The organism is Vibrio sp. UCD-FRSSP16_30, assembly GCF_001676025.1.
Lineage (GTDB): Bacteria > Pseudomonadota > Gammaproteobacteria > Enterobacterales > Vibrionaceae > Vibrio.
Window position 1 is genome coordinate 85307 of the sequence record NZ_LZFW01000002.1, and the last position, 17850, is coordinate 103156.

Annotated in this window: 12 protein-coding genes; 2 read left to right on the plus strand and 10 right to left on the minus strand. The window is 43.2% G+C overall.

Annotated features, from left to right (window positions below):
- Position 1 precedes the first annotated feature (1 nt).
- The 10 genes from A9260_RS01830 to hrpB form a co-directional block, all read right to left on the minus strand.
- Positions 2-1027 (minus strand): ABC transporter ATP-binding protein, encoded by a 1026-nt coding sequence (locus A9260_RS01830; RefSeq protein ID WP_068695642.1) that lies wholly within the window; start codon positions 1025-1027, stop codon positions 2-4.
- Positions 1027-2652, minus strand: coding sequence for an ABC transporter permease (locus A9260_RS01835; RefSeq protein ID WP_068695644.1), 1626 nt, complete (start codon positions 2650-2652; stop codon positions 1027-1029). The genes A9260_RS01830 and A9260_RS01835 overlap by 1 nt, the downstream gene beginning before the upstream one ends.
- Before the next feature lie 76 nt (positions 2653-2728).
- Positions 2729-3742 (minus strand): Fe(3+) ABC transporter substrate-binding protein, encoded by a 1014-nt coding sequence (locus A9260_RS01840; protein WP_068695647.1) that lies wholly within the window; start codon positions 3740-3742, stop codon positions 2729-2731.
- Between the two features lie 206 nt (positions 3743-3948).
- Positions 3949-5178 carry an ammonium transporter gene (locus A9260_RS01845; protein WP_068695649.1) on the minus strand — a complete coding sequence of 410 codons (1230 nt, stop codon included), beginning with the start codon at positions 5176-5178 and terminating at the stop codon, positions 3949-3951.
- A 24-nt stretch (positions 5179-5202) separates the two neighbouring features.
- On the minus strand, positions 5203-5541 hold the full coding sequence (gene glnK / locus A9260_RS01850) for a P-II family nitrogen regulator (protein ID WP_068695651.1): 339 nt from the start codon (positions 5539-5541) through the stop codon (positions 5203-5205).
- Positions 5542-5768: 227 nt separating this feature from the next.
- Complete coding sequence (locus tag A9260_RS01855; protein ID WP_068695653.1) at positions 5769-6137, minus strand: YacL family protein; 369 nt, start codon at positions 6135-6137, stop codon at positions 5769-5771.
- A gap of 175 nt (positions 6138-6312) precedes the next feature.
- On the minus strand, positions 6313-8901 hold the full coding sequence (acnB, locus tag A9260_RS01860) for a bifunctional aconitate hydratase 2/2-methylisocitrate dehydratase (RefSeq protein ID WP_068695655.1): 2589 nt from the start codon (positions 8899-8901) through the stop codon (positions 6313-6315).
- A 269-nt stretch (positions 8902-9170) separates the two neighbouring features.
- Positions 9171-11477 (minus strand): patatin-like phospholipase family protein, encoded by a 2307-nt coding sequence (locus A9260_RS01865; RefSeq protein ID WP_068695657.1) that lies wholly within the window; start codon positions 11475-11477, stop codon positions 9171-9173.
- A 70-nt stretch (positions 11478-11547) separates the two neighbouring features.
- Positions 11548-13920, minus strand: a complete 2373-nt coding sequence (gene mrcB / locus A9260_RS01870; RefSeq protein WP_068695658.1) for a penicillin-binding protein 1B — start codon at positions 13918-13920, stop codon at positions 11548-11550.
- A gap of 32 nt (positions 13921-13952) precedes the next feature.
- Positions 13953-16427 carry an ATP-dependent helicase HrpB gene (gene hrpB / locus A9260_RS01875; protein ID WP_082957007.1) on the minus strand — a complete coding sequence of 825 codons (2475 nt, stop codon included), beginning with the start codon at positions 16425-16427 and terminating at the stop codon, positions 13953-13955.
- A gap of 57 nt (positions 16428-16484) precedes the next feature.
- On the opposite strand from hrpB, the gene sfsA reads away from it, so the two are divergent.
- Complete coding sequence (gene sfsA / locus A9260_RS01880) at positions 16485-17201, plus strand: DNA/RNA nuclease SfsA (protein WP_068695660.1); 717 nt, start codon at positions 16485-16487, stop codon at positions 17199-17201.
- A gap of 142 nt (positions 17202-17343) precedes the next feature.
- On the plus strand, positions 17344-17790 hold the full coding sequence (gene dksA, locus A9260_RS01885; RefSeq protein ID WP_068695662.1) for an RNA polymerase-binding protein DksA: 447 nt from the start codon (positions 17344-17346) through the stop codon (positions 17788-17790).
- Positions 17791-17850: the final 60 nt, after the last annotated feature.

Consider the following 17850-nt stretch of genomic DNA (forward strand, 5'->3'; position numbering starts at 1 on the left):
CCTAAAACGCTAACAGCTGAGTTGGTATCAAGATGACATCAACTCGGCTACCTACCTCTAATTGCTCCAGAGAACTAGACAGCAACTTGTGCCCTTCCACATCAATAACATAGCGAAAGTGATCTCCCATAAACTGCTGTTCTAACACCCGGGTTGCCCCGTCAGGATTAGCACTCAACTGTAAATGTTGTGGCCTAAATAAAATAGACGCAGCTGAGCTTATCTCTGTTTGTTTAGATACCGCACTCACCATACCCAGCGCCGTTCGATAAAGATCCGACTCCATCTTTTGCCCTGGAAGATAACTGCCGCCACCTAAAAAGTCAGCGACAAATCGACTGGAAGGGTTATGGTAAAGCTCACTGGCTGTGCCAAATTGCTCTATTACACCTTTGTTCATCACCGCCATTTTATCGGCAAAAGCAAACGCTTCTTCACGGCTATGAGTCACAAAAATTGCGGTCACTCCCGCTTGCTTAAAAATACTTCTTATCTGGGCAATTAACTTATGACGAACTTGCGTATCAATATTAGAAAAAGGTTCATCTAATAATAATAGATCTGGCTTATAAGCCAGCGATCTTGCTATCGCAACACGTTGCTGCTGACCACCTGATAATTGGTGAGGATAACGATCACCTAATTTTTGTAGATGAACCATTTCCAGCATTTCGTCAACACGCTGTTTTTGTACCTCACTCGATAAATCTTGAATGCCAAAACAGATATTCTGCGCAACAGTGAGATGTGGAAATAACGCATAGTCTTGAAAGATCATGCCGATATTGCGCTGCTCTGGCGGTGTCCAGTTTTCGCCATCATCTATCACGTTACCATTAAGCTCTACATAGCCTTTAGTTAAAGGCAATAGACCTGAAATCGCTTTAAGTAAGGTGGTTTTACCACAACCACTCGCACCAAGAAGACACACTATTTCTCCTTGTTTTACTGTTAATGACAAAGACTCAAGAACAGTCTGCTCTTCGTACTTACAAGTAAGGTCTTTAATGGCTAAAGTGCGGCTCATTAGTGAGTTTGCTCCAAAGAACGATTAACGATAATTAACGGGATAAGCCCAACAAACACCAGTAATACCGCGGGCATCGCGGCAATTTCTAGCTGCTCATCGGAGGCAAAGTTATATACATAGGTGGCAAGGGTTTCAAAGTTAAATGGCCTCAGCAGTAATGCGGCATTTAACTCTTTCATCGATTCGATAAACACTAATAAAAAGGCAATTAATGCACCGCGCTTCATTAGTGGGATATGCACACGTCGTAGCATTTGCGTGCTATTACAACCCATGGTTCGCGCCGCCATATCCAACGAAGGAGAAACCTTATTCATACTACTTTCTACTGTGCCAATTGCCACCGCAGAAAAACGCACCACAAATGCAAAAACAATGGCAAACATAGAGCCTGAGAAAATAAGCCCCGGCCTGCCCCAATCCATCATTTTAGCAATATCATTGATAAAGTGATCCGCGGTTAATACCGGAACCATTACCCCTATCGCTAACACGGTTCCCGGTACGGCGTAGCCCAGAGATGCGATACGAACCAGTATGCTACTCCCCGTAGTGGCGGATAAACGCTGATTAAAATTAAGAATAATGGCAATAAACAATGCAATTAAGGCTGCTAATACAGAGACTTGCAAGCTATTGATTGCGTATTGATAAAACTCACTGGTCCAGCTTTGCTCAAAATAGCTATAAGCGTAATAACACAGTTGCAGTAATGGGAAAATAAACGCTACGCCAACAATTGACCAACACCAAATTACCGCAGCCCACTTTTTCCAACCTTGTAGTTCATAGCGAAAGCTTTCATGACTATTAAATTGATTTTGAAAGAGTTTTTGTTTACGGCGGCTATAACGCTCAGCACTGATGAGTAAAATAATCACCAATAACATCATCGCTGAAATCTTAGCTGCTGCGCCTAAATTAGAATAACCAAGCCAAGTATCAAACACTGCGGTGGTTAAAGTATTTACCGCAAAATAGCTGACAGTACCGAAATCGCCAATTGCTTCCATTGCCACTAAAGATAAGCTCACCGCAATGGACGGGCGAATAATAGGCAGAGAAATTCGCCAAAAGCTTTGCCAAGGCGAGCACTTTAATAAGCGAGCTGATTGTAAAATACTGACGCTTTGCTCCATAAATGCTGCGCGACATAGCAAATATACATACGGATAAAGGACTAATGACAATACCCAAATAGCGCCGCCTAAAGTGCGCATATCTGGAAACCAGTACTCCCCCGGTCCCCAGCCCGTTAAGTCACGTAAAAATATTTGTAATGGTCCGGCAAAATCAAACCAATCGGTAAAGACATAGCCCACAATATAGCCGGGCATCGCCAGCGGCAGCACCATTGCCCATTGCAGAATTTTTTCAGAAGGAAGACGACACATCGCCATAAGCCAAGCACTAGGGATACCAATCAATAAAGACAGCAGCATCACCCCAAACACTAGCCAAAAGGTGTTAGAGATATAGGTAGGTAGCACAGTGCCAATAAGATGCACGAACAGGTCGTTATCACCATCGATACTGGTGTAAAAAATGGCTAAAATTGGCAAAACCAGCAGTACGGCTAATAGCGCACTGCTGGTTCTAAATATTGAGTAGTTTTCTTTCATTAATTAACTTAAAAAGGCGCCTTAAAGACGCCTTAATTCTATATAAAAATCCATATGCATTTGTGCATCTAGTGTATTACAGGTCAAACTTAGTTTCATCCAGCAACTTCACAGCAATGGCATGATTTTCAGCAATTTTCTCTAAAGAAAGAGTATCTGCTTTAAATTCACCCCATGAAGCAACAAGTTCAGAACGCTTAACGCCTTCTTTTACTGGGTATTCATAGTTAATTTCTGCGTACATTTGCTGAGCTTTGTCACCGGTTAGGAATTCCATAAGCTTCACAGCATTGTCATGGTTTGGAGCATGTTTAGCCATTGCCATGCCACTCACGTTTACGTGAGTACCATTAGCTTCTTGACCTGGGAAGTTAATGTAAACAGATTCAGCCCAGCTTACTTGTTTAGGATCATTAACCATTTTTCCAAGGTAGTAGCTGTTGCCTAGCGCTAGATCACATAGACCTTCTTTAACCGCTTTAACTTGTGCGCGATCGTTACCTTGAGGTTTACGAGCTAAGTTAGATTTTACGCCTTCTAGCCATGTTTTCGCTTCAGCTTCACCGTAATGAGCCACCATAGAAGCAACTAAAGAAACGTTGTATGGGTGCTTACCACTTCGAGTACAGATCTTGCCTTTATATTCAGGCTTAACGAGATCTTTGTAGTCAAAATCAGAACCTAGCTTACCAATGCGATCGCGTGAAGAGTAAACATTACGAGTACGTAGTGTTAGAGAGAACCACTCGTTATCACTATCACGATACTGCGCAGGTACGTTAGCTTCGATAACTTTGCTATCTAATGCTTGAACTACTTTTTTATTACTAAGCTCAACTAGGCGACTAATATCTGTTGTTAAGACAACATCAGCAGGGCTGTATTCACCCTCTTGAAGAAGCTTCTCTGCAATGCCTGATTTTGAGAACTTAACGTTAACAACAATACCTGTTTGCTTAGTAAATTCGTCAAACATTGGCTCAACCAAGAATGGTTGGCGATAAGAGTAAACATTGACCTCTTCAGTAGCCGATGCGATTGGCGCAAATACACCACTAATAGCAGCAGTCAACATAAGTAGCTTTTTCATTACAGTCCCTTTAATTGAAATTGAGAATAGTTATCAGTGCGTTTATTATATTCAAGAACCGATTTCAAACAACCGACTAAATCAACTTTTATGCCATTTACTTAACTTGTTTGTAACCAAATGTAACTGTCATTGTTGTTTTCTACACCCACAAAAAAGGCCTGCTCACAAAGCAGGCCTTTAACATTAAGAATGAATCAGTATGACTATTTAACGGTCATGAACTCCGGGTATGCACCGATACCACAATCATGAACATCCATACCTTCCATCTCTTCGTCTTCAGTTACTCGAATACCCATAGTTGCTTTCAGTACAGCCCACACAACCATGCTTGCACCAAATACCCAACCAAAGATTACAGCAGCACCTAGAAGCTGAGCACCAAATGTTGCATCTGCATTGCTTAGAGGAACAACCATCAAGCCAAAGAAACCACACACACCGTGTACCGAGATAGCGCCGACTGGATCATCAATCTTGATTTTATCAAAGCCAACAATACTAAAGACAACAATGATACCCGCAACTGCACCAACGCTGACTGCAGCAAGTGGTGACGGTGATAGAGGGTCAGCTGTGATAGCAACAAGACCGGCTAACGCGCCGTTAAGAATCATAGTTAAGTCTGCTTTACCCCAAGTTAGCTTACATACAATCAGTGCCGCAATTGCGCCTGCTGCTGCTGCTGCGTTAGTGTTTAGGAAGATTTGACCTACTGCCGTTGCGTTTTCAAAGTCTGAAACCATCAACTGAGAACCGCCGTTAAAACCAAACCAACCAAACCAAAGAATAAAGGTACCTAGCGTTGCTAGAGGCATGTTTGAACCAGGGATTGGGTGTACAGAACCGTTTTTACCGTATTTACCTTTACGTGCACCTAGTAAGATAACACCAGATAAAGCTGCGGCTGCGCCTGCCATGTGAACGATACCAGAACCTGCAAAGTCACTAAAACCTGCTTCTGATAGGAAACCACCGCCCCATGTCCAGTAACCTTCCATTGGGTAAATGAAACCTGTTAGAACAACGGTAAATGCAAGGAAAGCCCAAAGCTTCATACGCTCAGCTACAGCACCAGAAACAACTGACATTGCTGTTGCAACAAACACGACTTGGAAGAAGAAGTCCGACTCTAGTGAGTGGTCTGCACCTTCAGCTTGAGTACCAATTAGGTTACCAAACGAAGGCATCCATCCGCCCGCGCTATTGTCTACGTACATGATGTTGTAACCCACCAACAAGAACATAGTACAAGCAATCGCGTATAGGACGATGTTTTTAGTTAAGATTTCAGTGGTGTTCTTAGAGCGAACTAAGCCTGCTTCTAGCATGGCAAAGCCTGCTGCCATCCACATAACCAGTGCACCTGAAATTAGAAAGAAAAAAGTGTCTAGTGCGTAACGTAGTTCCGTTACTGTAGCGATAAGTTCCATAATAAATTCTCTTGTCCGTTATTCTTAAAGGGCTTCTGTATCCATTTCGCCTGTACGAATACGTACAGCATGAGAAAGGTCATAAACAAAAATTTTGCCATCACCGATTTTGCCAGTGTGTGCAGCTTTAGTTACAGCTTCGACTACACGGTCAACATTCTCAGCTTGTGTTGCGATTTCTAATTTAACTTTTGGTAAGAAATCCACTTGATACTCTGCGCCACGATATAATTCTGTGTGGCCTTTCTGACGGCCAAATCCTTTAACCTCGGAAACTGTCATACCTTCAATACCCACATCAGATAGGGCTTCACGGACATCGTCCAGTTTGAAGGGTTTTATAATTGCATTGATTAGTTTCATCGCTTTCCCTCAGCATAAATAATAGTTTCATCAACAGTTTTATATATACAAAGGGCGTGCCAAGTTTTTAAGTTATTGATTTTTAAGGGGAAGGCAAAAGAAAGGAAAAGAGGCTAACAACCAACGCACCGTAATGGTGCGCAGTGTTCACCAAAAGTGCACAAAATGTTAATAAATGTCACAGCATTGTGCAATTAAGGGGCAAAGGAGATTGTGTTGGCCAGAGACTAACGGCCAGTAGTAAGGAAGCGCTGCCATTGATGAATTAATGTTGAGAAATCTTCTAAACCACATATTGCTGAACTTTCACTATTATAAAAACTCATATCTGGTTCAAATTCCTGCTCGCTGTCTTGGGACAATACGTTTTCTTGTACTGTCACTTCTGATGCTTCGATGCTCAAGCTAATTTCAGTACCACGAAGAGAAAGTACCTGACTCTTATTAGTCTCAGCTTCGCTGATTAATTCAAATACCTGTTGTAGCTTTTCTTGATCTCGGCCGATTTCTTCTTGTAGCCAGCGTCCGACGATTTCATGCCCCATACTGCATTGAATGGAATACACACCAAATACACGCTTAAATTCAAATTCCATTATCGGCCTCTTGAGATACAAAACCCTATTAGGGCATTAGATTTGTCGTGATTCTACCGCATAACTCACCATGCAACAAAAGCCAAAATGCAGGCATAAAAAAACCGCTGATAAACAGCGGTTTAAATATGTTCAGAGGGCTTTATAAAGCTCTATAAACAGCAAGCTCTAAAAACTAAGCTGGCTCTTGGAAAATAACCGTATCGGCTTTATCCGTATATTGTTCCATGCGATGGAAGTTCAGGTAACGGTAAGTATCCGCCGCTGTCGCATCAATTTGAGAAGAATACTCTAAGTACTCTTCGTTAGTTGGAATACGCCCTAAAATCGCACCTACTGCCGCAAGCTCCGCCGAAGCCAGATACACATTCGCCCCATTACCAAGACGGTTAGGGAAGTTACGTGTAGAAGTCGACATCACCGTTGCTTTATCAGCAACGCGCGCTTGGTTACCCATACATAGAGAACAACCCGGAGTTTCAATACGAACGCCAGCTTTACCAAAGATGCCGTAGTAACCTTCTTCTGTTAATTGGTCACGATCCATTTTTGTTGGTGGAGCAACCCAAAGGCGTGTATCAAGCTGGCCGTTGAATTTCTCAAGCAATTTACCCGCAGCGCGGAAATGCCCAATATTGGTCATACATGAACCGATGAATACTTCGTCAATATCAGTGCCTTGCACATCAGATAGTGTGCGTGCATCATCTGGATCATTTGGTGCGCACAAAATTGGTTCATTGATCTCAGCCAGATCAATCTCAATAACATGCTCATATTCAGCGTCTTTATCCGCTTGCATAAGCTCAGGGTTATCAAGCCACTCTTGCATTGCAGTAATGCGGCGCTCAATAGTACGACGATCGCCATAGCCTTCAGCAATCATCCATTTAAGCATGGTGACATTTGAATTTAAGTACTCTTCGATAGACTCGCGAGATAACTTAACCGTACAGCCTGCCGCGCTTCGCTCAGCAGATGCATCAGAAAGCTCAAACGCTTGCTCAACAGATAAATGCTCAACACCTTCAATCTCAAGCACGCGGCCTGAGAATTCATTAATCTTACCCGCTTTCTCTACAGTAAGTAGGCCCTGCTTGATTCCGTAGTAAGGAATTGCATGCACTAAATCACGTAAAGTAATGCCAGGTTTCATCTCACCTTTAAAACGCACCAAAATGGACTCTGGCATATCTAAAGGCATAACGCCTGTCGCAGCCGCAAACGCCACCAAACCAGAACCGGCAGGGAAAGAAATCCCTAGAGGGAAACGAGTATGTGAGTCACCACCTGTACCGACAGTATCAGGTAGCAGCATACGGTTAAGCCATGAGTGAATCACACCGTCACCTGGGCGAAGTGATACACCGCCACGATTCATAATAAAATCAGGAAGCGTATGGTGAGTGTTGACATCAATTGGTTTTGGATACGCAGATGTATGACAGAAAGACTGCATAACCAAGTCAGCAGAGAAACCCAAACAAGCGAGATCTTTAAGTTCATCACGAGTCATAGGACCGGTCGTATCTTGAGAGCCTACAGTTGCCATTTTAGGTTCGCAGTATTGACCTGCACGTACACCTTCTACGCCACATGCCTTGCCAACCATTTTCTGAGCCAGTGTGTAGCCTTTAGTTGATGCTAATGGATCAATAGGCTTAGCAAATAGATCGGTTTCTTCTAGACCTAGAGATTCACGAGCTCGGCTTGTTAAACCACGACCGATAATCAGTGGAATACGGCCACCAGCGCGAACTTCATCCAGCAATACTTTGCCTAGTTCAAAGCTAGAGATTTGTTCGTTGTTCTTGCGTACAACACCTTCATACGGATAGATGTCAATCACATCACCCATATTCATGTTTTGCACATCTAGTTCAATTGGTAGTGCGCCAGAATCTTCCATCGTGTTGTAGAAGATTGGTGCAATTTTACCACCTAAACAGATACCGCCAGTGCGCTTGTTTGGTACAAATGGAATGTCTTCACCCATAAACCAAAGCACAGAGTTAGTCGCAGATTTACGTGAAGAACCCGTACCAACAACATCACCGACATACGCAAGTGGAATGCCGTCTTTTTGTAGTTCTTCAATTTGTTTAATAGGGCCAATACTACCCGCTTCATCTGGGTTGATTCCCTCACGTTCCATCTTAAGCATCGCTTTTGCATGCACAGGAATATCAGGACGTGACCATGCATCAGGTGCTGGAGACAAGTCATCAGTATTGGTTTCGCCAGTCACTTTAAAGACTTTAACTGTGATTTTTTCAGCCACTTTTTCTTTAGAAGTGAACCACTCAGCATCAGCCCAAGATTGGATCACTTTCTTAGCATGTTCATTGCCTGCTTTCGCTTTCTCTTCTACATCATAGAAAGCATCAAACATCAGTAATGTATGAGAAAGTGCGGTAGTTGCAATAGGTGCAAGCTCTGCACAATCTAATAAAGCAACCAATGATTCGATGTTATAACCGCCTTGCATCGTGCCTAAAAGCTCAGCTGCTTTTTGCTTTGATACTAGTGGAGACTCTATCTCACCTTTAGTGACAGCAGTTAAGAAACCTGCTTTGACGTATGCCGCTTCATCAACACCCGGTGGGATACGATTTTCTAAGAGATCTAAGATGAAGGTTTCTTCACCTTGAGGTGGATTCTTCAGTAATTCAACAAGTCCGGCGACTTGCTCTGCATTTAGGGGCTTTGCAACTACTCCCTGTTCAGCACGCTCAGCTACGTGTTTGCGATAAGCTTCAAGCACAACTTCATTCCTCTGGTTGTGGTCTGTAGACAAAAGCCTCAGACATCCTTTGATTAGATACCTCATCCTTAGTCACTATATCGCTTCACAGCATGTGTAAGCAGTGATAAGGGTCAAAATGGTGTGTCGAGAATAGCAAATTTAACTTTAAATTAAAATCTCACCATATTGACCAACATAGCAACTTGAGATGAAAGTGCGGATAAAGATTAGAAAAATAGGTAAACCGAGTAAATAACTACCCTCGATTTACCCAATTATATTTAGGGTTATTTAAATTGAGTACCGATAGATAAGTATGCCGCGCCCATACCATTTTCTGTCTGACCATACCCCACTAGCACAGGGCCTAAAGGTGAGTCTATTCCTATATAGGCTGAACCTGCAACAAAAAGAGGTACGTTATCAAAACTGCGATCGGAGCCCGACCATACGCCACCATATTCTGCCGACATCCCGACATAAATAGGCGACTTAAACATGCCAAAGTCATTTTCAAACCATCGGTAGCGATACACCAACATAGCAAAGGCTTTATTTTGACCAATTAAGCTATTACGAGGAATACCCGAAAGATGTTGAAAACCACCGAGATCGTAAGGATCGATAGGAACAATATTGTTTTCCGAGTTAAAAATCCCCACCTCAGCATTTCCCACTAAGGTATGTTTTTGTAAAAAGGTGACAGCCGATACCCAGCGAACTTTATATTCATCCACTCGCTCTTCTTCATAACTGGAAGTTGCATCATTTACATCATCAAAAGAGGTTAAATACTCCATCAATAAATAATGTCCTTCGGTTGGCAAACTGGCGCTGTCTAAAGTATCTGCCACATATCGCAGGTAAATACCCTTACGATCGTAGGAGACGTATCCCCCAGATGATATCGTCGATAACCCTGCTCGACCTGATGTATAACGTAAACCGACGGAAAGCTGATTCCATAACGCAGGTTGCAGACCAATGCTCATGTCCACTTTAAATTCAGAGTAGGTCACGGGTAAGTAATTACTTACATCCGATAGGTCGGTAATTTCTTCACCTTTGATACTGGATAACGCAACGTTGCGCGTCTCATCGCTATACTGCAACAACAAGGTATTGAACAAAACTTGATTGGAGAAAAATGGAGTGTATAGATCGGCTGCTACGAGTTTGTCCGTACCAAGCTCGACACTGGTTCTCGCCTCACCGCCATCCCAGCCAAGATCGGTAAAGTTTGCTGATCCACCAATGGCATACTGACTGGTCGTAGTGAAATCATCTTCGAGGAAAAAACGAAAGTTTAGGTAGTTCGGCCCCCAATCTTTCTCATCAACATCAATAACAAGGGTATTTTCAAGATCGCGCTGATCATATTTATAAGTGATTTTTTCAAATCGATCTAACGCGTACAATCGTGATACGCCGTTTTCAATGTCTTCTGCGGTTGGGTTATCTTCCGCTTCAAGGCCAAGGCGAGTATTAAGCACTTCCGGGTTAAAGTGCGATTGGTTGATCATTTCAATTTTATCGACCAGCAAATCATCACCAAACACAATTTTCTGCGCTTTTTCTGCTTTCTGATTTTGATATTCGGCGTAGTCTTCCTCAGACAAAGCAAACTTTGCAAGCTCCTGCTTATGCTTCATTGCTTCTTCGTAGCCACGCTGATAAGCATCCGGCATAGCACTAAAGTCCGTCGTACCTATTTGACCTACATCAGGGCTAAGTAATACGTCTTGTTCATGCAGGAGTTTACCCTGCTCTACTGTTCCGCGTTGCACGAGGTAATTAGAAAGTTGTCCACCCACATCTAAGAAACTGGCCAGCTCTTCCTTGGTTTTATAGTCCGATGATATATCAACAGCAATGATGTAATCAGCGCCCATTTGCTGAGTGAGATCCACCGGCATGTTATTGACCACACCGCCATCAACCAATAGTTGGCCATTTAATTCATAGGGAGGTAAAGCGCCCGGCACGGACATAGAAGCCATCATAGCGTCGACTAGATAGCCTTTATCAATAACAACTTCTTTAAGGTTTACAATATCGGTAGCAACCGCGCGGTAGCGAATCGCAAAGTCATCGAAGCTGTCTACATCTAATGGAGAGTGTGAGGTTTCGCGCAAAATTCGTAGCATTCCCTGCCCTTGCACAACACCTTTTGGAGTTTTGATGGTTCCCCAACCAACACCTAAATCGGCATTGATTTGGTATCTGTCTTCGTAAGCTTTATCACGAATACGGCGATCAGCACGAACGACCTGATCGCGGTAGCCTAAATTCCAGTCAATATCAGTAAGGTAGCTCTCGATTTGATCGGCACTTTGCCCGGTCGCATATAGACCACCAACGTACGAACCCATACTGGTACCAGTAATAATATCAACTGGTATACGCATCTCTTCTAGCGCTTTAAGCACGCCAATATGTGCCGCACCTTTAGCGCCACCACCGGCTAACACTACTCCCATAGTTGGACGTGTTTTAGAGTGCTGAGCATAAGACTCTGTGGCAAAAGCTGCGGAGGTACTCACGGCTAATGTAAAGAGTCCAATGATGCCTATAACAAATGCATTACGAAGCAATTGAAAATCCTATAAATCCGTTTACTAGAATAACCATAAATCTAACACACTTTATGGCGATTCATCCTTTTTACCAAGGTAATATTTTTTTAAACCAAGGCTTTGCGTTTGATTGGCAGTCAGTTAATGCCTGTCCACTTTCATCCCAAACAGGCAATTTAAATTGACTGTTGCAGTCTACCGCTAAGCTTCCGTCTGCTTGTTTTCGATAACCAAGAGTACGAATGCCCTGCGGCCAAGGTAAACTTAGTACTTCAGGTTCACGATGTTTCAAATAGTCAGCGTAGACTCTTACCGCCCCTGATGAACCAGTCAAATGCGCCGATTGGTTATCATCACGTCCAACCCAAAGTGTCACCACTTCTCGACCATCAACACCGACAAACCAACTGTCGCGTCCATCATTACTGGTTCCGGTTTTGCCCGCTAATGAATAACGAGAAAAATGTGCTGATAAATATCGCCCAGATCCTTCACTCACAACCTTCTTCATTGCATAAGTTGCAAGCCAAGCTGCCTGCTCAGGAACCACTTGTTGAGCGCGAGGGAAAGATTGATAAATAATCTCATCATCTTGGTTTTTCACCACTCGTAGCGCACTTAATGGCACTTTTCGACCTGAATTCGTGAGAGATTGATACATTTGCGCTACTTGATATGGCGTTAGGGTAAACGCACCTAAGAACATAGAAGGCAATGGTCTCACTTCGTCTTCATCAACCCCTAAGCTTTCAATGGTGTTCTGCACATTTTTCATGCCAAGAGTCATACCCAAACGCACCGTAGGGACATTAAGAGAATGGGCTAACGAGCGATACAGCGGCACATTCCCTCTAAACTTACGGTCAAAGTTTCTTGGCGTCCAAGTACTGCCTTTATTGCCTTTTAATGAAATCGGCTCATCAACCAAAGTTGAAGCTAATTGGTATTTATCTGGCTGCATCAACGCTGTTAAATACACCGCAGGCTTCACTAGAGAACCTATTTGACGTGAGGCATTCAGAGCGCGATTAAAACCATCGTAACCTGTGCGTCGCCCGCCAACCATAGCTCGAATCTCACCCGTTCTTCTGTCTACTGCAATAGCGGCTGACTCTAATTTATCCGGTTTGCCTTTTTCTAATCTAGGCAGTGTTTCAGTCACCGCTTTTTCCAACATAGACTGTGAGACAGGATCCAATGTGGTAAACAAACGCAATCCTGAATGCTGTTCAAAATCCCCCCCAACATATTGGTTAAGCTCATTTTTAAGTTGTTGGAAATACGCAGGCTGACGACTGGCAATACGCGGCGTTTTTTGCAGATCCAAATCTCGGCTTATGGCTTGTTGATATTGCCCAGAATCAAGCACGCCTTTTTCAAGCAACAGTTTGAGAATAAGATCTCGACGATTTTTCGAGCGCTGTGGGTGACGAATTGGATTGTAATACGAAGGACCTTTTACCAACCCCACCAGCATCGCCAGTTGATCAATACGCAGTTCCTGAATCGGTTGCCCAAAGTAAAAACGTGCCGCTAAACCAAAACCATGGATAGCTTGTCCTGCACTTTGCCCAAGGTAGACTTCGTTCAGATACGCTTCAAGAATTCGATCTTTATCGTAGCGATGATCAATAATAATGGCGATCAAAGCTTCTCGAACTTTACGCCATAAGGTTTTCTCTTGAGTCAGGAATAAATTTTTGCTGAGCTGCTGAGTTAAGGTACTTCCCCCCTGCACCGCTCTACCGGCTTTTATATTCACAATAAACGCACGCGCTATTGCGGTAGGAGAAACGCCATCATGATGATAAAAGTCTCGATCTTCGGTGGTTAATAACGCATCAACCAAAAATTCTGGGTAATCACGTCTTTTAACAAACAATCGCTGCTCTGTAACGTCTTTCTCAAGCATGCCAAGCATCTTAGGTTCTAGACGTAAAAAACCGAGTTCACCTTTTTTCTCTAAAGACTGTATTTTAGTCACGCTATTGCTATCAAACGAAAGCATGACATGGCGCTCAGGCTCTGCCCCATCTTGAAAATCAAACGGGCGGCGAATCAGCTCTATTTTGCTGTTCGACGCTGAGTATTCTCCAGGGAACTTCGGTGATTGAACTTTACGATAATGAAGAACATCCAGCTCTTTCAACATCTGAGAGTGAGTAATTTCAGTACCTGGAGCTAAATTTAATATACGCGCATAGACTATGGTAGGAAGATCAAACAGTTGACCATCAAAGCGGCGCTCTACCACCGTATTTAAATACACCATCACGAAAGCCAGTACCGCAATACCGGTCAGCCCAACTTTCCAGCCAATACTCCAAATTTTTTTAACCCAAGAAGTCGATGGCTTTTTGTTGATCTTATTTTTTTTAGGACGCGCTTTTTTAGCCGGCGTTTTTTTAGCTTGAGGCTTTTTGGTTTGACGAGTCTTTGGTGGAGTCCGTTTTTCTGGCACGCTAGTATTCCATTTTGATTTTAGATAACGACTTATTTTAAATGACGTTTAGTTTTACTGGTGGCTTGGTGTGATGCAGGATCGTCAGGCCAAGGATGTTTAGGGTAACGCCCCTTCATTTCCTTTTGCACCTCTTTATAAGCATCATTCCAAAAACCGGCTAGATCTTGGGTCACCTGCAAAGGTCTTTGCGCTGGGGAAAGCAATTCAAGAGTAACCTTCACTCTGCCTTCTGCAACGGTGGGAGATTGCGGTTCACCGAACATTTCTTGTAATTTAACTGATAACTTTGGCGGTTGATCATCAGCGTAATGAAGCACTTTCATTGAGCCCGATGGCACTTTAATCGCTTTAGGTAACAATGTGTCTATTTTCTGATTCAGCGGCCAACCTAATGAACTGTTGAGAATATCCATCATTTTAAGGCTTTTTAAGCCCTTAACCGAGCGAATCCCCTCTAAATAGGGCAATAACCATTGATCAACGCTATTAAGTAGCCCTGTCTCTGTCCAGTCAGGCCAGTTCATTTCTGGTAGCCATTGTGCTGCGCAGTTAACGCGGTGACGTAAAGCGATGCACTCTTTACTCCATGGCAATACCTGCAAGCCTTTTTTAATCACAAAATCCAACATCCCTTTTGCCAATAGATCCGCGGAAAGATCCGCTGACGATATCGGTTTGCGCTGTATGACTAATTTGCCAAGGCATGTTTGATGTTCTGCTAATAGAGATTGTTTTTCCTCACTCCATTGCAAAATATCTTTTTTCTCAAACTGATGGTGAAGCTCTAAATCAGCCAGACTTACCGCCGCACCAGCCAAGATTCGACTTGATGATTGACGACCTTTTTGTAGCTTAGCGGCGACAACATATTCATCCGTTGATAAGCGGCTAACATCATCCACCATAGCCCCATGACCTGAAGTAAGTTGGTATTGAGTGCCACTAATACTGCGCCTTTGAGCAATTCTATCGGGATAGGCAAAGCTCAAACACAAACCAATTTTGCTGGTATTTACCGCAGACAATGAAAAGCTCTGATTAAGACGCTTTGCTAACTGATTCGCTCGCGTTTGCAGTAGGCCTTGCTTTGGGTGTCGCTTATCAACAAAAAGCCCCACTTGGAACGAGATATCATCGCTATTTCTCATCAGCTCTTCTAGTACTACCGCGCTTGCCAGTGCCGTTGTAAATAACGCCGCTGGTGCACATAACAACATTGAGCCAAGGCGAGGCTCTAGCCCTAATTGTAGTGTTCGCTTGCCTTGATGAGTCAGCGCTAAGTCAGAACTGAGTAAGGTTAATTTTTGTAAAAGATCGCAAGCTGCATTAACCGCTGATTTGGGTGGCTGATCAACAAACTGCATTGTTTTAAGATCGCCACTTCCCCACAGCACCGCTTCTAGCATTAATGAACAAAGATCACTGCGCAGTATCTCTGGCTGGGTATGTTGTGGATTTTGTTTAAACTGAGACTCGGAATAAATACGCACACATAAGCCCGCTTCGGTTCGGCCTGCGCGGCCTGCTCGTTGCACTGCTGAAGATTGAGAAATCCATTTCTGCTCAAGGCGAGTTACGCCGCTGACTAAATCAAAGCTTGCTCGATTTTCCAAGCCGCTATCAATAACAATTCTAACCCCCTCAATAGTGAGGGAGGTTTCCGCAATATTGGTGGTCAATACCACTTTACGATGCCCATTTGCACACGGATGAATCGCTTGTTGCTGAGCTGAAAAGTCCAGCCCCCCATGCAAAGGCAGTACGCTAATGCCGTTATTTGACGCCAATTGTGCCTCTAACGTATCAAAACACGCATTAATCAAACCCACACTGGGTAAAAACACCAAGATAGACCCTTGCTGCTCATTAATGGCTTTCATTGTCTGTTGGCAAATTAATGCAATTAAATTTTGATTGGGTTTGGCTGGCGCATAGTGCTGTTCAATGGGATAACCTCGACCTTCAGAGGTATGCACAATGGCGTCAGGTAAAATAGACTGCAACCCAAACTGATCAAGAGTTGCCGACATCACCACAATTTTTAATTGTTCATTGAAAACCTGCTGTACTTCCAAGGCCAAAGCCAAACCAAGATCGGCATGCAGACTTCTTTCATGAAATTCATCAAACAAGATCATATCAACATTACTTAACTCTGGATCCGATTGGATCATTCGAGTGAGTACCCCTTCGGTTACGATCTCTAAGCGAGTTGATGAGGTGGTTTTACTCTCTCCTCGAATACGATAACCAACGCGTTGCCCGACAGGCTCACCTAACTGTTTGGCAATGAATGTCGCAATGCTTTTTGCCGCTAACCGTCTCGGCTCTAACATAATAATTTTGCCGCTCCACTGGGAGCTAAGCAATAGTTGCAATGGTAAGTAAGTTGACTTACCCGCCCCTGGCGGCGCTTGAATGATTAACTGCGAATTCTGCCCAAGGGAGTGCATTATGTCATCTGAAATCGCGCTAATCGGTAGCTTGGATAGTGCTTGAGTCAAGAGATAGGCCTATGCCATGATGTGTCCTTCCCTCAATTCTACCCAAATGATTTAGAAATGGAATTTTCTCCTCCCTTACAAAGCGGAACTTTAATCAAACGCTACAAACGTTTTCTTGCCGATATCTCTCTACAAGATGGTTCAGAAATCACTATTCACTGTGCCAATACAGGGGCTATGACAGGCTGCGCCGAGCCTGGTAGCACGGTGTGGTTTTCCACCTCTGATAACCTAAAACGAAAATACCCAAATAGCTGGGAATTAACGCAAACACCTGCCGGCCATCACATATGCGTGAATACCATCCGAGCGAACGCATTAGCTATTGAAGGCATACAAAACAACACGATTTCTGAACTTTCAGGATATGATGAATTAAAGACCGAGCAGAAATATGGCTCTGAAAATAGTCGTATCGATATCCTCCTGCAGGACTCAAATAAAGCCGATTGTTATGTAGAAGTGAAAAGTGTTACTTTGCTCGCAAAAGAAAGCGAAGGATTGGGACAATTTCCTGATACAGTGACAATTCGAGGTCAAAAGCACTTAAGAGAACTGATAGAAGTAAAAAAATCGGGTAAAAGAGCAGTACTTTTATTCATTGTTTTACATTCAGGGATTGAAAAAGTATCTCCGGCACTCCATATAGATGGGCACTATTCGATTTTACTTAAACAAGCCCAAGAGGCCGGTGTTGAAGTAATTTGTTACAAAGCTGATTTATCTGTGAACAGCGTCAAAATTGCACATTATCTGCCATTTATTGGTGCTTAAAGTGCCGAATTGTTCACAAAAACACAGTTGGTTAAAGATGTAACTTATAGACTTTGTTGCTTAGGCAGGGACTTTTTGCTATAGATACCCGCCTTAAAATTAGACCAGCAGTGGTTTAATAAGGCTATTTAGGAGATGCGGTATGCCAGAATTAAAGAAGAAAGCGCTAGGCATTCTAGCCATTGCAGGTGTTGAGCCGTACAAAGAGACAGCTGGTGAAGAATATATGTCACCAGAGCAAATGGCTCACTTTACAAAAATTTTAGGGGCTTGGCGTAGCCAGTTGCGTGAAGATGTAGAACGTACTGTTGTACACATGCAAGATGAAGCAGCCAACTTCCCAGATCCTGTTGATCGTGCATCACAGGAAGAAGAGTTTAGCTTAGAGTTGCGTAACCGTGACCGTGAGCGTCGCTTGATTAAAAAAATTGAAAAAACAATGAATAAGATAGTAGAAGATGAGTTCGGCTTCTGTGATTCTTGTGGTGTTGAAATTGGCATTCGTCGCCTTGAAGCTCGCCCAACAGCGGATCTTTGCATTGATTGCAAAACCCTAGCAGAGCTAAAAGAAAAACAAATGCAAGGCTAACGCCAATCAAAATGTTTAAACTAAAGGGAGCCTAGGCTCCCTTTTTTCAGTAATAAGTAT

Excerpts from the sequence above, each read along its gene's own strand:
- dksA (WP_068695662.1), top strand. The coding sequence starts at position 17,344 with ATGCCAGAATTAAAGAAGAAAGCGCTAGGCATTCTAGCCATTGCAGGT.
- glnK (WP_068695651.1), bottom strand. The coding sequence starts at position 5,541 with ATGAAACTAATCAATGCAATTATAAAACCCTTCAAACTGGACGATGTC.
- A9260_RS01855 (WP_068695653.1), bottom strand. The coding sequence starts at position 6,137 with ATGGAATTTGAATTTAAGCGTGTATTTGGTGTGTATTCCATTCAATGC.
- A9260_RS01845 (WP_068695649.1), bottom strand. The coding sequence starts at position 5,178 with ATGGAACTTATCGCTACAGTAACGGAACTACGTTACGCACTAGACACT.
- A9260_RS01835 (WP_068695644.1), bottom strand. The coding sequence starts at position 2,652 with ATGAAAGAAAACTACTCAATATTTAGAACCAGCAGTGCGCTATTAGCC.
- sfsA (WP_068695660.1), top strand. The coding sequence starts at position 16,485 with ATGGAATTTTCTCCTCCCTTACAAAGCGGAACTTTAATCAAACGCTAC.
- A9260_RS01830 (WP_068695642.1), bottom strand. The coding sequence starts at position 1,027 with ATGAGCCGCACTTTAGCCATTAAAGACCTTACTTGTAAGTACGAAGAG.
- A9260_RS01840 (WP_068695647.1), bottom strand. The coding sequence starts at position 3,742 with ATGAAAAAGCTACTTATGTTGACTGCTGCTATTAGTGGTGTATTTGCG.